The organism is Hymenobacter siberiensis, assembly GCF_018967865.2.
In the GTDB taxonomy this organism is placed as follows: Bacteria; Bacteroidota; Bacteroidia; order Cytophagales; family Hymenobacteraceae; genus Hymenobacter; species Hymenobacter siberiensis.
Map to the genome: position 1 here is coordinate 4436007 of NZ_JAHLZY020000001.1, position 14124 is coordinate 4450130.

Here is a 14124-nt window from a genome sequence, read left to right on the forward strand (position 1 = left end):
GCGCCAACCCGGCGGCTAGTAGTTGCGCAGGGCCAGCACCTGCTCGCGCAGGCGCTGCTGGGGCAGAAACGCGGCCTCCAGCGGCGGCGCAAACGGAATGGCGGTATCCAGCGAGGCCACCCGGCGCACGGGCGCATCGAGGTACTCGAAGCAATTCTCGCCAATCCAGGCCGCGATTTCACCGCCGATGCCGCCCGTCATCGTGTCTTCGTGCAGGATGAGGATGCGGCCGTTCTTCTCCACCGTTTTGCGCACCGCCTCCTGGTCCCAGGGCAGCAGGGTGCGCAGGTCGAGAATGTCGGCCGACACGCCCAAATCCTGGCAGGTTTGCAGGGCCCAGCGCACGCCCATACCGTAGGTGATGATGCTCATCTCAGTGCCTTCGGCCGCCAGCGCGGCCTGGCCGATGGGCGTGGTGTAGTAGGCCTCCGGCACGGGGCCCGACAGGCTGCGATACAGCATCTTGTGCTCGAAATACAGCACCGGATTGGGGTCTTCAAAGGCGGCGCAGAGCAGGCCCTTGGCGTCGTGCGGGTTGCTGGGGTACACCACCTTCAGGCCGGGCACGTGCGTGAACCACGCCTCGTTACTCTGCGAGTGGAAGGGGCCGGCTGCGCTGCCCGCGCCGGTGGGCATGCGCACCACTACATCGGCGTTCTGGCCCCAGCGGTAGTGGCTCTTGGCCAGGTTATTCACAATCTGGTTGAAGCCGCAGGTCACGAAATCAGCAAATTGCATCTCGACCATGCTTTTCTTCTTCTTGATGCTCAGGCCCAGCCCGATGCCCACAATGGCCGACTCGCACAGCGGCGTATTCCGCACCCGCGCCTTGCCGAATTCAGCCACAAAGCCTTCCGTGATTTTGAACACGCCGCCATAGTCGGCAATGTCCTGCCCCATGAGCACGAGCTCGGGATAGCGCGTCATACTTTGCTTCATACCCTCGGAAATGGCATCGATGAAGCGAATTTCTCTGGGGTTAGGATTTGAGAGTGAAGCGTCAGGAGCTGTAGAATTTCCACCAATTCTTAACTCTTCACTCTTCACTCCTAACTCCCCAACTGGCGCGTACATATCCGCCATTTCTTCGGCGATGTCGGGCGTGGGCATCGGCTCAGCGTCGGCTTCCTGGAGGCCGGCCTCGATGGCGGCCTTAATTTTCTCGCGGATGCCGTGCTTGGCGGTTTCGGTGAGGATACCTTCGGCCAGCAGCCATTTCTCGAAGTTTTCCACCGGGTCTTTGGCGGCCCATTCCTCCATCAGGCTCTGGGGCACATACTTGGTGCCGCTGGCTTCCTCGTGTCCGCGCATTCTAAAAGTCAATGCTTCCACCAGCACGGGGCGCGGATTCTGGCGGAGGTCTTCGGCCAAGCGCTTCACGGTGGTGTACACTTCGAGCACGTTGTTGCCGTCTACCTGCACGGCCTCCATGCCGTAGGCGGGACCTTTGTCTACGAAGGACTTGAAGCGGAACTGCTCGTTGCTGGGCGTGCTCAGGCCGTAGCCGTTGTTCTCAATCATGAAAATAACGGGCAGCTGCCACACGGCGGCCACGTTCAGGGCCTCGTGGAAGTCACCTTCGCTGGCCCCGCCGTCGCCGGAGTAAGTAAGCGTCACCTTCGGCTTTTTATCCAGCAAATCGGCCAGGGCAATGCCACCGGCCACGGCCAGCTGCGGGCCGAGATGCGAAATCATGCCCACGATGTGGTACTCGTTGGTACCGAAGTGGAAGCTGCGGTCGCGGCCCTTCGTGAAGCCCAGGCGCTTGCCCTGCCACTGCGCAAACAGGCGGCCCAGCGGCACCTCGCGGCCCGTGAACACGCCCAGGTTGCGGTGCAGCGGCAGAATGTACTCGTCGGCCTCCAGGGCCAGGGTGCTGCCCACCGAAATGGCCTCCTGCCCGATGCCCGAAAACCACTTACTCACCTTGCCCTGGCGCAGCAGAATCAGCATTTTTTCCTCAATCAGCCGGGGACGCAGCAAGTGCTGGTAGAGGTGCAGGAGGGTTTCGTTGGAGAGGTCGTGGCGGTCAAAAGTCATGACGAAGTGGGTGGGTTAGGGTGGGCAAAGGTAGGAAAGCAGGGGCCGCGCCGGGCTACCTTTTGCGCAGGCTATCGGTTGGCGCTTTGCTTTTCGTCCGCACCCTGGCGGTAAGGCTCAGCTTGTCGAGGCACCTTTATTGTGCTGGCAATTGTTTACTGGTGAAGTAGCGGGGCTCCGCCAAACCCATCCCGACCGGCTAATGAGCTGCCAGGCAGCATCATTATCGCCCGCAAAACCCGCATCCGGGCAGCTTCCGGGGCATGAGCACGAGTAAGCAAAAATGCATGGGAGGGCAAAAAACGTAGGAATCTCAAGGGAAAATCAGCACCTTGAGGCCTGACATCCATTCCTTCTTTTCCCCCAACGCTGCAATCGTGTTTATCTGCTAATTTTTCATCATAATCCCCAGCAGCTTACCGTGGTAATTACCTGCCGCTGTCGGCGCACCCCACTCTTCCGGGCAGTTATCCGCTGCTTGCCGTCTATCTATGGTCGACTTAATCCCGCTTACCTGCGTCATCGTAGACGACAACGAGATGAGCCGCCTGGCCCTGGAGCATTTTGTGGCCCTCACCCCCGGCCTGGAGCTGGCCGCCACGCTGCCGGACGGCCTGGCCGCCCTGCACTTCCTGCAAACGCACCCACCGGTTGACCTGCTGCTGCTGGACATTGAAATGCCCCACCTCAACGGCCTGGAGCTGATTCGGATACTGCCCCAGCCGCTGCCGGCCATTGTGCTGGTTACCTCGCACCAGAACTTTGCCGCCGAGGCCTTCGAGCTGCCCGTGGCCGATTACCTGCTGAAGCCCGTGGACTACGTTCGCTTTTTGCAGGCCGTGCAGCAGGTGCGCGACTTCTGGCCGCGGGCCGCTGCCGCCCCTGCGCCCATTGCCGATAATGCCAACATTTTTGCCAAAGTCAACGGCCGGCTGATTCGCATCAATTTCGACGAAGTATTCTATATCGAGGCCCTGTCCACGTACTCGGTGCTGGTCACGGCCACGCACAAGCACATTGTGCACGTCACGCTCAAGAGCCTGGAGGAGCGGCTGCCGTTCAGCCACTTCGTGCGGGTGCACCGCTCCTACATCGCCAACACCCACCGCATCGACGCGGTAGACGACCACCAATTGGTGCTGGGGCCCTATACCATCCCCGTGGGCAAGCTCCACAAAGCGGAACTGATGCGGCGGCTGGCCCCGCTCTAGCGGGCCGCGTCCAGGGTAGCCAGCTCGGCCGGCAAGGCGGCCAGTACCCGGCCTACCACGGTGGCCAGCTGCGCCACGGCTTCCGCCAGCAGCTCCGGCGCGGGCACCGGGCACTGCGCCTTGGGATGCGCCTGGTTGAGAATATCCAGCGGAGCAGTCACGCCCGCAACGCCCAGGGCCAGCAAATTGGGCTTGATGTGGTGCGCTATTTCGGCGGCCTGCACCCAGTGCCGGGTGGCGGCGGCCGCGTGCAGCTGCGCCAGGCTCACCGGCATATTGGCCAGAAAGGAGCGCAGTATCTGCTCCACAAACGCCGGGCGGCCCTGCGACTGGCGGCGCAGGCGCGACAGGTCGTAGAGCGGCGCTGCCGGCACTTCGAGCAAGGCCACCATTTTGTGGTACAACACCTCCTCATCGAAGGGCTTGGCCAGGTAGTCGTTCATGCCGGCGGCGAGGTAATGCTCGACATCAGACTGAAACGCATTGGCGGTGAGGGCAATAACCGGCGTATTGGCCCGGCGCGCATCGGGCAGCTGGCGCAGGTGCCGGGTCACGTCCACGCCGCTCATGCCGGGCATCTGGATATCCATCAGCACGAGGTCGTAGGTATTGGCTTCGAGGCAGGCCAGGCCGGCGGGGCCGTCCGCGGCTTCTTCCAGCACCACGCCCCAGGGAGCCAGCGTCATCTGGGCCACGGCCCGGTTTATTTCGTTGTCTTCCACCATCAGCACGCGCACCCCGGCCAGCTGGCGGGTGTCGTAGGCGGCGGTGAAGCCTTCGTCCAGCATCGGTACCAAGGCTTTGGGCAGCATCACGCTGAACACAAACGTGGTGCCCTGGCCCACGGCGCTGGTCATGGTGAGGGTGCCGCCCAGCTGCGCCACCAGCGCCCGGGCAATGCTCAGGCCCAAGCCGGTACCGCCAAACTGGCGGCTGGTATCGGCATATGCCTGGGTGAAGCTCTCGAAGATGCGCTCCTGCTGAGCCGGGGCGATACCAATACCGGTATCGGCCACGCTGAACCGGGCCGTGAGGCTGTCGGCAGTTTCCGCCACCAGCTCACTCGATACGTTGATGGTGCCGCGTTCGGTAAACTTGAGTGCGTTGCTTACCAGGTTGATGATGATTTGGTTGAGACGGTGCGCGTCGCCAATCACCCAGGGCTGGGGACAGCTCGCGCGCAGCGACTTGCCCTCAAAAAGCAGCCCTTTCTCGGTGGCCTGCAACGCCAGGGGCTGAAGCGCGGCGCTCACCGACTCGCAGAGGTTGAACGCCACCTGCTCCATTTCCAGCTTCCCGGAGCTGATTTTGGCCATATCGAGCACATCGTTCACCACGCTCAGCAGGTGCTGCCCGGAGCGCTGCATAATGTCGATGAGCTGCTGCTGGCGCGGGTCGAGCGGCGTTTTGGCCAGGTGGGCCGCCATGCCCAGCACGCCGTTGAGGGGCGTACGGATTTCGTGGCTCATGTTGGCCAGAAAGTTCTGGCGGGCCGTGGCGGCGGCTTCGGCGGCCAGCTGGGCCGCCTTTAGCTCGGTGATATCGGTGCTCACGCCCAGTACGTGCACGGTGCCGTCGGGGCGGTGCAGCGGGCGCTTCATCGAGTGGTACCAGCGCACGCTGCCATCGGGCAGGGTGAAGCAGTCTTCCACCACTATTTCCTGGTTGCCATCCATCACCTGGGCATCAATTGCGGCGAAGCGGGCGAGCTCAGCATCCCGGGTCTGGCGGCGGCTATCGGCATCGCCCTCCAGCCGGGCGGCCGCGTGGAGCTCCTGAATGGCGCGGTTCTGAAACAAGAAATTACCGGCCCGGTCGCGCACGAAAATCATGCTGGGCGTAGTGTCCAGCACCTGCCGCGTGAAAGCCTGCTCGTCGGCCAGGGCCTGCCGGGCTTGTTCCTGGTCAGTTACATCGAAGCCGTAGCCGATAAACCACACCAACGCCCCGTCCGGCCCAAACACCGGTTGCAGGCGGCGCAGGAACTGGCGCGGGCCGATGGGCTTGGCCACCACTTCGGTCCACTCCACTACCTGGCCAGCGCAGGCGCGGTCGAACAGGGCGCGGTGCCGGGGGGTGAGTTCGGGTGGGCAGTTGGGCTGCGGGGCTAACTCGGCCAGGGTTTTGCCCTGGGCGGCCTGGCGGGCGGCGGCGTCGGCCATGGCGGCAGGGTTGAGGTATTGAAAGCGGAATTCGGTATCTACAACTCCTATTTCAGAGGGCAGGCTATGCAGAATAGTTTCGTAGAAATCCCGCTGCTGCGCGGCTGCCGCAGCTTCCTGGCGGGCCAGTGCCAGTGCTTCTTCGAGGGCCGCGATACGAGCCGCTGCCCCGGCAAGCGTAGCAGGGGCTTCAATAGCAGTGGCAGCAGGCAGCATTTCGGGCATAAAACAAAGGAAAGGGTAGGTAATAAAGGTCAGGAAGAAGCCGTATTTAGCGACTGGCAAGTACGCCAACGGTCGATTTGGCCAGACCAACGGCGTTTTTTTCTGGTTGAACTACCGGGCGCGGTTCCTGATAACGCCTTGGTCATCGATTTCGCGTATGTGGCTGCGCGCCCCTCCAAATGCCCGGGCACCGCCAGCAAAGGCAGCAGCATTGGCGGGCCGGTTTCCAAAGCCCGGCAGGTTTTTGGAGCCGCCGCAAACCCGCCGGGCTTTTCCGGGGTTAAGAGCCTTGGGCGTGGCTCGTACCTTTAACCCTTTCCATTACTTTTCCTATGATTCATTTCACCGAATTCACCCTCGATAACGGCCTGCGCTGCATCGTGCACGAAGATTTCAGCACGCCCATGGCCGTGCTCAACGTGATGTATGACGTGGGCTCGCGCGATGAGGATGCCGAGCACACCGGTTTCGCGCACCTGTTTGAGCACCTGATGTTTTCGGGCTCCGTCAACATTCCCAGCTACGACGAGCCGCTGCAGCGCGTGGGCGGCGAAAACAACGCCTTCACCTCGGCCGACGTCACCAACTACTACCTCTCGCTGCCCGCCGCCAACCTCGAAACCGGCTTCTGGCTCGAAAGCGACCGGATGCTGAACCTGGCCTTCTCCGAAAACGGCCTCGAAGTGCAGCGCAAAGTGGTGGTGGAGGAGTTCAAGCAGAGCTACCTCAACCAGCCCTACGGCGACGTGTGGCTCCAGCTCAAGCCCCTCGCCTACCACACCCACCCCTACCAGTGGAACACCATCGGCAAGGAGATTGCGCACATCGAAAACGCCGTGATGGACGACGTGCGCGGCTTTTTTAAGAAGCACTACGCTCCGCAGAATGCCGTGCTGGTGGTGGCCGGGGCCGTGAGTGCCGCCACCGTGCGCCAGCTGGCCGAGAAGTGGTTCGGGCCCATTGCCGGCGGGCCGGCCTACCAGCGCCAGCTGCCCCAGGAGCCCGCCCAGGCCGAGGCCCGGCACCTCACTGCCCAGGCCGAAGTACCGCTCAGCGCCCTGTATAAGACCTACCACATGCCCGCCCGGGGCGATGCCCGCTACCACGCCGTGGACTTGCTCAGCGACATGCTGGGCCACGGCAAATCGGCGCGGCTGCACCAGCGGCTGGTGAAGGAGCAGGCCCTGTTCAACAACATCTCATCGTCGCTCACCGGCTCGCTCGACCCCGGCCTGCTCGTCATCAGCGGCAAGCTGAACGAGGGCGTGGACCTGAAAACGGCCGATGCCGCCGTAGAAGCCGTGGTAGCCGAATTCCTGACCGGGGATGTGGACGCCTACGAGCTCGAAAAAGTAAAAAACCAGGCCGAAAGCAGCCTGGTGTTCGGTGAAATTGACCTCCTGAACCGCGCCATGAACCTGGCCTACAGCAAGCTGCAAGGCGATACCAACCTGGTGAACGACGAAAGCCGCCGCATTCAGGCCGTGACCGTGGCCGACGTACGCGCCATGGCCCAGCTGGTGCTCCGACCCGAAAACTGCAACACGCTCTACTACGAAGCCACCGCCGTGGCGGAACCAGCGTAGGGTTTAGAACGTGTTGTTAAAACCAGTCATGCAGAGCGCAGCGAAGCATCTTGCCCGCAGTAAGTAATCCAATCATCATTGATTACTTACTGCGGGCAAGATGCTTCGCTGCGCTCTGCATGACCGTTTTGTGGCTCTAGACGACCAAGAAATGTCTTACTAGCGCTTGATTTTTGCCTTGGTTTTGCCGGGGGCTGCCGGCACGTTGCTGTCGCGGCTGAGGCTGCTGTTGGCGGGCTTCACGTAGCGGAGGCGCGGGGTGCGGTTGTCGTTGTAGCCGCCGTTGTTCTGGTAGCCCACCTGCTTGCGCATGGGCACGCCGGGCGCAAGGTAGGCCGTGCCATCCTTGATATCCTGCGACACGCCGGCCCCGTAGGGCTTGCCGGTGTGGGGGTTGATGTTGGGGGCCCGGCGAGCACCCCGCGTGGAGTAGGGCGCGATTTTTTTGCGGGCGGTACGGGTTCCGGTTTGCGCGTTGGCACCGGTTACGGCAAACATAACCAGCAGCAGCGTGACGAAAAAGTAGCGTAGCATCGATGGATTATTAAAAAAGTGAAGTGATGGGAAAGTGACTGCCCCGGCAGGCCGAAAGCGAACCGGCTCCCGTCATACGCACCACGGCCCACAGTGGGTGAAGTCGAACGACGGAAGCCGAATGGCAATACGCAAGGCGGCCCGGTCGGGATTTACCCAACCAAGCCGCCACCAGGCCGAATTAGTTGCCGAGCGTGGTCTGGCTGCTGGTGGCCGACTTGCGAGGCGGGCGCACGCTGTAGGGCACCATGCCATTGCTGGTGCGCATGTGCACCGGCATACCGGGGGCCGCATACACGTTGGCGTTGTCGATTTCGCCCCGCGAGGTGCTCGCGCCTGGGGTAACAGCGCCCCAGCCGCCGTCGGTGGCGGAGGTGGTGCTGGCCACGGCAGTTTGCGTGGTTTCGAGGGGAGGCCATCCGTCGTTCATCACGGCCGTGGTAGGGGTGGTTTTGAGGGCTACGCGGCGGGCTTTTTTGGCGGCGCGGGCCGTGGCTTTTACCGATTTGGTGGTCTTCTTTTTGGCGGCGACGGGCGTGGTCTGGGCACTGGCTTCAGCCAATATGAACACCGACAAGGCAAGGGTAAGAATGGAGCGGAACATGGCTGAAGGAAAAAGCAGTGGGGGGAATAACAGTTGGTTCGGTTAGCTGTTGGGGTACATTTCGAAAAGCGTGCCAACTTTCTGTTTTTCCTGCCCGGCCCACACAAAACGGCCCGGTTGGTGCGCAAACGCATACTAATCGGGCCGTTTCATCGACAAAGTCTGGAATAAGACCTCAGCGCGGCGACAGCGTTGTGCCGCCTTTGGTGGTGTGGCGGCCGGCTGCCTTACCATCATACGGCCCAACTTTGCCCTCCGGCACTATAATGGGCTGGCCTGGAGCCGCATAAATACTTTGCGTCTGGCCTTTGGTGCTCGTCGGCAAATCGGCCATGGTACCGGTTGAGGTAGTGGTAGCCGGCCGGGCAGTGCGGGCCGGTTGGCGCATGGTAGCTTTGGTACGCGTGGTTTTGCGGGCGGCAGTTTTGGTAGCAGGGGCCGTTTGGGCGGAGGCTTCCGTAGCCAGGGCCAGCGCCAGGGTCAGCGTTAGGATGGAGCGAATCATAAGCGAGAGTTTGGGTAATGAGGGACAGGAGATTCAAAAAATCCGCGCCGCAGAGCGACCCGGTTCCAGGCATACGCGAAACCCGGAGGCGGGGTCCACGCCCACGGCCTACCCAGCGCCATCAGCCCGCCGCCGCACCATACTCATCAGAGATAGTATGAAAAACAGCAGAAAGCCCGGCCGGCCCTTTTCAGGACCCGGCCGGGCTTTCTGCTGTTTTGAAGATTTCAACGGGTAAACAGCCTTTCAGCTTACCCAGCACTACGATTACCAGCCCATTGGCTCGGGCGCTTTCTTTTTGGGGGCTGCCTTGGCAGGAGCTTTGGCGGGCGTACCGGCTTTGGGCGCGGCGGCCATGGGAGCCATTTCGGCTCCGTTGGCGGCATTGCCGGCACCGGTGCTGGCCTGGGCGGCTACTGGTGCAGCAGCGGCGGGAGCGGGCTCGGCCAGCATGAGGGCCGTGGCCGGGCGCGGGGGCCAGGGCTTCTCGTGGCGCGGCTTGCGGTTGAGACGGCGCTCGCGCATGGCGGCGGCGTCATCGGCCATCACGCTACGGCCACCGCGCATGATTACGGGCGCGCCGGGCGCTACCGAAATGCCCTGGCCACTGGCCACGCCACCACCGGATACACCACCGCCGCCACCACTAAAGCCACCTTTATCGGCCGGGGCCGCAGCCTCGGGGGCCGGCGCAGCGGCCGGCATTTCGGGTGCTACTGCGGCCGCGCCACCGTTCTGGGCAGCCTTTTGGCCGGCAGCCGACGAGCTACTTTTGGTGGTTTTCTTAGCCGGAGCCTTTTTGGGGGTATCCCAGCCACTCGGAGCATCCCAGCCTCCGCTTTGGGCGGCGGCGGAAGTAGCTAATCCTCCGCTGATAAGTAAAAAGAATAGAGCGCGCTTCATGGCAGGAGATTTTTGTAGATGATTTATAAATGGCGTAACTGAATGTGTTTGCGAAACGTTCGGCCAGGGCCGGACCCTTGCCGTAACTTTGCGGGCTATGATGCAGGAATCCATTGCCGCGCTGACGGCCGAAATTACGACGGCCGAACTGAATAATTCCGCCGAACTTGATGCTTTTCGCATCAGCTACCTCGGCCGCAAGGGCCGGCTGGCCGACTTGTTCGACCAGCTGAAGACCGTGCCAGCCGAGGACAAACGCGCTGTGGGCCAGCAGCTAAACACCCTGAAGCAGCAGGCCCAGGCCCGCTTCGACGAGGCCCAACAGGCCGCCGAAGCCACTGCCGACAACGCCCCCGCCAACCCGGATTTCGACTACACCCTACCCCCCGTGCCCAATGCCCTGGGCACCCGCCACCCGCTCTCGCTGGTGCGCGAGGAGATGTTGCGCATCTTCGGCCGCATTGGTTTCGCGGTGGCTGAAGGGCCGGAAATCGAGGACGACTGGCACAACTTCACGGCCCTCAACTTCCCCGAGAATCACCCGGCGCGCGATATGCAGGACACGTTCTTCGTGGCCCCGGCTTCGCGCACGGCCACGCCCGGCGACGTGCCCACCGGCGCGCCCGACCTGCCCCACCTCCTAAGAACCCACACCAGCACCGTGCAGGTGCGCGTGATGGAAACCGAGCCACTGCCCATTCGGCGGGTGATGCCGGGCCGGGTGTTCCGCAACGAGGCTATTTCGGCCCGCGCCCACATGATGTTTCATCAGGTGGAGGGTATTTTCATTGACGAGGGCGTGAGCTTCGCCGACCTCAAGCAAACGGTGTACTACTTCGTGCAGGAGCTGTTCGGGGCCGATATCAACATCCGGTTCCGGCCCAGCTTCTTCCCCTTCACCGAGCCCAGCGCGGAAATTGATATTACCTGCCTTATTTGCAAGGGCGCGGGCTGCAATATCTGCAAGTACTCGGGCTGGGTGGAAATCGGCGGCTGCGGCATGGTGGACCCCGCCGTGCTCGAAAACGCCAAAATCGACCCTGAGAAATACTCCGGCTACGCCTGGGGCATGGGCATCGAGCGCATTGCCATGCTCAAGTATCAGATTAAGGACTTGCGCCTGTTCACGGAGAATGACATGCGCTTCCTGCGGCAGTTTGAGACCCTCTAAATCAAGCACAACCGAACCAATCTATGCCTGCGGGCATTCTATACAACCGGCCCTTGCGGGCCGGCTCCGATAACTCAGTGATTCATGAAGGTTAGAAATCAGACCACCAATAAAGTAAACGTCATCACCCTTGGCTGCTCGAAAAACATCGTGGACAGCGAGGTTTTGATGGGCCAGCTCGTGGCCAACGACTTCGACGTGACCCACGAGGCCGAGAAGTCGGACGCCAACATCGTCATTATCAACACCTGCGGCTTTATCGACAATGCCAAGCAGGAGAGCATCGACACCATTCTGCGCTACGCCGACGAGAAGGAGGCCGGCCGCCTGGATAAGCTCTACGTGACGGGCTGCCTCTCGCAGCGCTACAAGGACGAGCTGGAGGTGGAAATCCCGCAGGTCGACGCCTATTTCGGCACCCTGGAGCTGCCCCAGATGCTGAAGGTGCTCAACGCCGACTACAAGCACGAGCTCATCGGCGAGCGCCTGATTACCACGCCCAAGCACTACGCCTACTTCAAAATTGCGGAGGGCTGCAACCGTCCCTGCTCGTTCTGTGCCATCCCGCTGATGCGTGGCAAGCACGTGGACCGCAAGATTGAGGACCTGGTGAAGGAAGCTAAGCGCCTTGCCAGCATGGGCACCAAGGAGCTGATTCTCATTGCCCAGGACCTGACCTACTACGGCTTGGAGGCCTACGGCGAGCGCAAGCTGGCCGACCTGCTCCGCAACCTGTCGGACGTGAACGGCATCGACTGGATTCGCCTGCAATACGCCTACCCTTCGCAGTTCCCGCTGGATGCGCTGGATGTGATGGCCGAGCGCGAAAACATCTGCAAATACCTCGATATGCCCTTGCAGCATGGCTCCGATGCTATGTTGAAAAGCATGCGCCGGGGCATCACCAAGCGCCGTACCATCGAGCTAGTGGACACCATTCGGCAGCGGGTGCCGGGCATTGCGCTGCGCACCACGCTCATCGCCGGCCATCCCGGCGAGACGGAGCAGGACTTCCGGGAGATGTATGATTTCGTGGAGCAGACGCGCTTCGAGCGCCTGGGCATTTTCACCTACTCGCACGAGGAGAATACTCACTCGCACACCCTCGTGGATGACGTGCCGGCCGAGCTGAAGCAGGAGCGCGCCGACGCCATCATGGAGCTGCAGCAGGGGATTTCGATGGAGCTGAACGAAGCCCGCGTGGGCCAGACCTACAAGGTGTTGTTCGACCGCAAGGAGAGCGGCCACTTTGTGGGCCGTACGGAGTTCGACTCGCCCGAGGTGGACAACGAAGTGCTGGTGCCGGTGGAACGCGACACGTTCGTGCGCCTCGGCGATTTTGCGAACGTGAAGATTACCGCCGCAACGGACTTCGATTTGTACGGCAAGCTGGTGTAGAAACGCATATTTGCGTCTCGTCGTTGGACGACGACATGAGAACGGCGCAAACGACGAGACGCAAAATGCTGCGTATCTACCCCGTTCAGACCGACCAAAAGCAACTTTTCCGGCGGGGCCGGGTTTTGTGCGGACTTTTGCCATTGGCACAGGTTCGCCCCGAACCCGGCCCCGATCGTATTACCCCCATGCCTACTCGTTGTACCACGCTGCCCTACGCCGAAACCGGCGCTTTTTCGGGCCTGCTGACTGATTATATTGCCCAAAACCCGGCCCTGGCCCCGTTTTATAACCGCTTTCCGGCACTCGAGAATTTCGCCGCTCAAATTGAGGAGAAGCAAGCTGCTTACTCGCCCGAGGCACGGCAGCTGCTGGTAACGACGCTGCGTGAGCAATATGGCTCGAATCCTGTTCCGGCCATTGAAGCCAACATTCAATTAATCGCGCAGAAAACGACGTTTACCGTCACCACTGGCCACCAACTCAACCTGCTCACCGGGCCGCTGTACTTTATCTACAAAATCGTGTCGGCCATTAAGCTGAGCCGGGAATTGAAGGCGAAATACCCGCAGTACGATTTCGTGCCGGTGTACTGGATGGCCACGGAGGACCACGATTTCGCCGAAATCAACCACTTCTCGCTGTTCGGTAAAACCTATGCCTGGGATGCCGCCGGCACCGGCGGCCCGGTGGGCCGCCTCCCGCTTGACGGCCTGAGTGAGCAGCTGCTGAGCCAGCTGCCGCCCGAAGTGCCCACCGCTTTCCACGAAGCGTATTCCACGTCGAAGAACCTGGCCGAAGCCACCCGCAAGCTGGCCGATTCGCTGTTTGGCGAATACGGCCTGGTGACGCTCGACGCCGACCGCCCGGCCCTGAAACAGGCACTGGTGCCGCTGCTGACCAAAGAAATTGAGGCGCAGGTTTCGAACGCCGCCGTGCAGGCCACCAACGAGCGGCTGATAGCCGCCGGCTACAAGCCGCAGGTGTACTCGCGGCCCATCAACCTGTTTTTCATCACCGACGAGGGCAAGCGCGAGCGCCTGGAGCCCGACGCCAGCGGGGCCGACTGCGTGGAAGTGACCATTCGCAACACGGCCAAGTGCCACAGCCAGGCCGAATTGCTGGTTCTGGCCCAGGCGCACCCCGAGCAGTTCAGCCCCAACGTGGTACTGCGGCCGGTGTACCAGGAAATCCTGATGCCGAACCTGGTGTACATCGGCGGCGGGGCTGAGGTGGCGTACTGGTTCCAGCTGAAGGACGTGTTTGCGGCCTTTGGCGTGCCGTTCCCGATGGTGCTGCCGCGCAATTCGGCCGAGTACATCAGCCGGGCCAACGCGGGCAAGCTGAAAAAGCTGGGCCTGACCACGCCCGAGATTTTCCGGTCTCTGCCGGACCTCAAGAAGCAGGTGGGTGCCGCCCTGGGCCAGGAAGAAATCAGCCTGAAGGAGCAGCAGCAGGCCCTGGCTGCCGCCTTCCAGCAGGTGCAGGACGTAGCCCAGCGCCTCGACCCTACCCTGGTAAAAACCGTGGCTGCTGAAGCCCAAAAAGCCGCTGCCAGCCTCGCCGGCCTGGAAAAACGCCTCAGCAAAGCCGCCGAAACCAAGAACGAAACCGCCTACACCCAACTGGCGGCGCTCAAGGAAAAGCTATTTCCCGGCGGCGGCCTGCAGGAACGCAGCGAAAACGTACTCAGCATTCTGATTAACAACCCCAGCTTTATTGAGCAGTTGGTGGAATCCTTTGAGCCGCTGGCGCTGGAGTTTACGGTGCTGGAGGAAGAATAAG

General features: G+C 61.9%; 11 protein-coding genes. 5 read left to right on the forward strand and 6 right to left on the reverse strand.

The window, feature by feature from the left end:
* Positions 1 to 15 precede the first annotated feature (15 nt).
* Positions 16 to 2040, reverse strand: a complete 2025-nt coding sequence (locus KQ659_RS19625; protein WP_216690555.1) for an alpha-ketoacid dehydrogenase subunit alpha/beta — start codon at positions 2038 to 2040, stop codon at positions 16 to 18.
* A gap of 491 nt (positions 2041 to 2531) precedes the next feature.
* Here KQ659_RS19625 and KQ659_RS19630 point away from each other — a divergent pair, with 491 nt between their 5' ends.
* Entirely contained in the window at positions 2532 to 3251 is a 720-nt protein-coding gene (locus tag KQ659_RS19630; RefSeq protein ID WP_216679538.1) for a LytR/AlgR family response regulator transcription factor, read from the forward strand.
* Here KQ659_RS19630 and KQ659_RS19635 read toward each other — a convergent pair.
* Positions 3248 to 5638 (reverse strand): ATP-binding protein, encoded by a 2391-nt coding sequence (locus KQ659_RS19635; protein ID WP_216690554.1) that lies wholly within the window; start codon positions 5636 to 5638, stop codon positions 3248 to 3250. The two genes, KQ659_RS19630 and KQ659_RS19635, sit on opposite strands and share 4 nt — an antisense overlap.
* 332 nt (positions 5639 to 5970) lie before the next feature.
* Between KQ659_RS19635 and KQ659_RS19640 the strand changes: the two genes are divergently transcribed.
* The gene (locus KQ659_RS19640; RefSeq protein WP_216679536.1) at positions 5971 to 7224 is read left to right on the forward strand and encodes a M16 family metallopeptidase; all 1254 of its coding nucleotides are present in this window, start codon (positions 5971 to 5973) and stop codon (positions 7222 to 7224) included.
* A 159-nt stretch (positions 7225 to 7383) separates the two neighbouring features.
* On the opposite strand, the gene KQ659_RS19645 is transcribed toward KQ659_RS19640, so the two are convergent.
* From KQ659_RS19645 to KQ659_RS19660, 4 genes are all read right to left on the reverse strand, one after another.
* Complete coding sequence (locus KQ659_RS19645; protein ID WP_216679535.1) at positions 7384 to 7758, reverse strand: hypothetical protein; 375 nt, start codon at positions 7756 to 7758, stop codon at positions 7384 to 7386.
* Between the two features lie 181 nt (positions 7759 to 7939).
* On the reverse strand, positions 7940 to 8362 hold the full coding sequence (locus tag KQ659_RS19650) for a hypothetical protein (RefSeq protein WP_216690553.1): 423 nt from the start codon (positions 8360 to 8362) through the stop codon (positions 7940 to 7942).
* Positions 8363 to 8537: 175 nt separating this feature from the next.
* Positions 8538 to 8867, reverse strand: coding sequence for a hypothetical protein (locus KQ659_RS19655; protein WP_216685768.1), 330 nt, complete (start codon positions 8865 to 8867; stop codon positions 8538 to 8540).
* Between the two features lie 267 nt (positions 8868 to 9134).
* A complete protein-coding gene (locus KQ659_RS19660; protein ID WP_216679532.1) occupies positions 9135 to 9770 on the reverse strand; it encodes a hypothetical protein in 636 nt (211 codons plus the stop codon).
* A 100-nt stretch (positions 9771 to 9870) separates the two neighbouring features.
* Here KQ659_RS19660 and pheS point away from each other — a divergent pair, with 100 nt between their 5' ends.
* The 3 genes from pheS (at position 9871) to bshC (ending at position 14123) form a co-directional block, all read left to right on the forward strand.
* Positions 9871 to 10941: a phenylalanine--tRNA ligase subunit alpha gene (gene pheS, locus KQ659_RS19665; RefSeq protein ID WP_408610796.1), complete on the forward strand. Its 1071-nt coding sequence runs from the start codon at positions 9871 to 9873 to the stop codon at positions 10939 to 10941.
* A gap of 84 nt (positions 10942 to 11025) precedes the next feature.
* Positions 11026 to 12339 carry a 30S ribosomal protein S12 methylthiotransferase RimO gene (gene rimO / locus KQ659_RS19670; protein WP_216679530.1) on the forward strand — a complete coding sequence of 438 codons (1314 nt, stop codon included), beginning with the start codon at positions 11026 to 11028 and terminating at the stop codon, positions 12337 to 12339.
* 188 nt (positions 12340 to 12527) lie between these two features.
* Positions 12528 to 14123 carry a bacillithiol biosynthesis cysteine-adding enzyme BshC gene (gene bshC / locus KQ659_RS19675; protein WP_216679529.1) on the forward strand — a complete coding sequence of 532 codons (1596 nt, stop codon included), beginning with the start codon at positions 12528 to 12530 and terminating at the stop codon, positions 14121 to 14123.
* The last annotated feature ends 1 nt before the right edge of the window (position 14124 follow it).

What these genes read in the sequence shown, in the direction of transcription:
- KQ659_RS19625 (WP_216690555.1), bottom strand. Translation starts at nt 2,040, where the DNA reads ATGACTTTTGACCGCCACGACCTCTCCAACGAAACCCTCCTGCACCTC.
- KQ659_RS19635 (WP_216690554.1), bottom strand. Translation starts at nt 5,638, where the DNA reads ATGCCCGAAATGCTGCCTGCTGCCACTGCTATTGAAGCCCCTGCTACG.
- KQ659_RS19630 (WP_216679538.1), top strand. Translation starts at nt 2,532, where the DNA reads ATGGTCGACTTAATCCCGCTTACCTGCGTCATCGTAGACGACAACGAG.
- KQ659_RS19640 (WP_216679536.1), top strand. Translation starts at nt 5,971, where the DNA reads ATGATTCATTTCACCGAATTCACCCTCGATAACGGCCTGCGCTGCATC.
- KQ659_RS19660 (WP_216679532.1), bottom strand. Translation starts at nt 9,770, where the DNA reads ATGAAGCGCGCTCTATTCTTTTTACTTATCAGCGGAGGATTAGCTACT.
- KQ659_RS19655 (WP_216685768.1), bottom strand. Translation starts at nt 8,867, where the DNA reads ATGATTCGCTCCATCCTAACGCTGACCCTGGCGCTGGCCCTGGCTACG.
- pheS (WP_408610796.1), top strand. Translation starts at nt 9,871, where the DNA reads ATGCAGGAATCCATTGCCGCGCTGACGGCCGAAATTACGACGGCCGAA.
- rimO (WP_216679530.1), top strand. Translation starts at nt 11,026, where the DNA reads ATGAAGGTTAGAAATCAGACCACCAATAAAGTAAACGTCATCACCCTT.
- bshC (WP_216679529.1), top strand. Translation starts at nt 12,528, where the DNA reads ATGCCTACTCGTTGTACCACGCTGCCCTACGCCGAAACCGGCGCTTTT.
- KQ659_RS19645 (WP_216679535.1), bottom strand. Translation starts at nt 7,758, where the DNA reads ATGCTACGCTACTTTTTCGTCACGCTGCTGCTGGTTATGTTTGCCGTA.
- KQ659_RS19650 (WP_216690553.1), bottom strand. Translation starts at nt 8,362, where the DNA reads ATGTTCCGCTCCATTCTTACCCTTGCCTTGTCGGTGTTCATATTGGCT.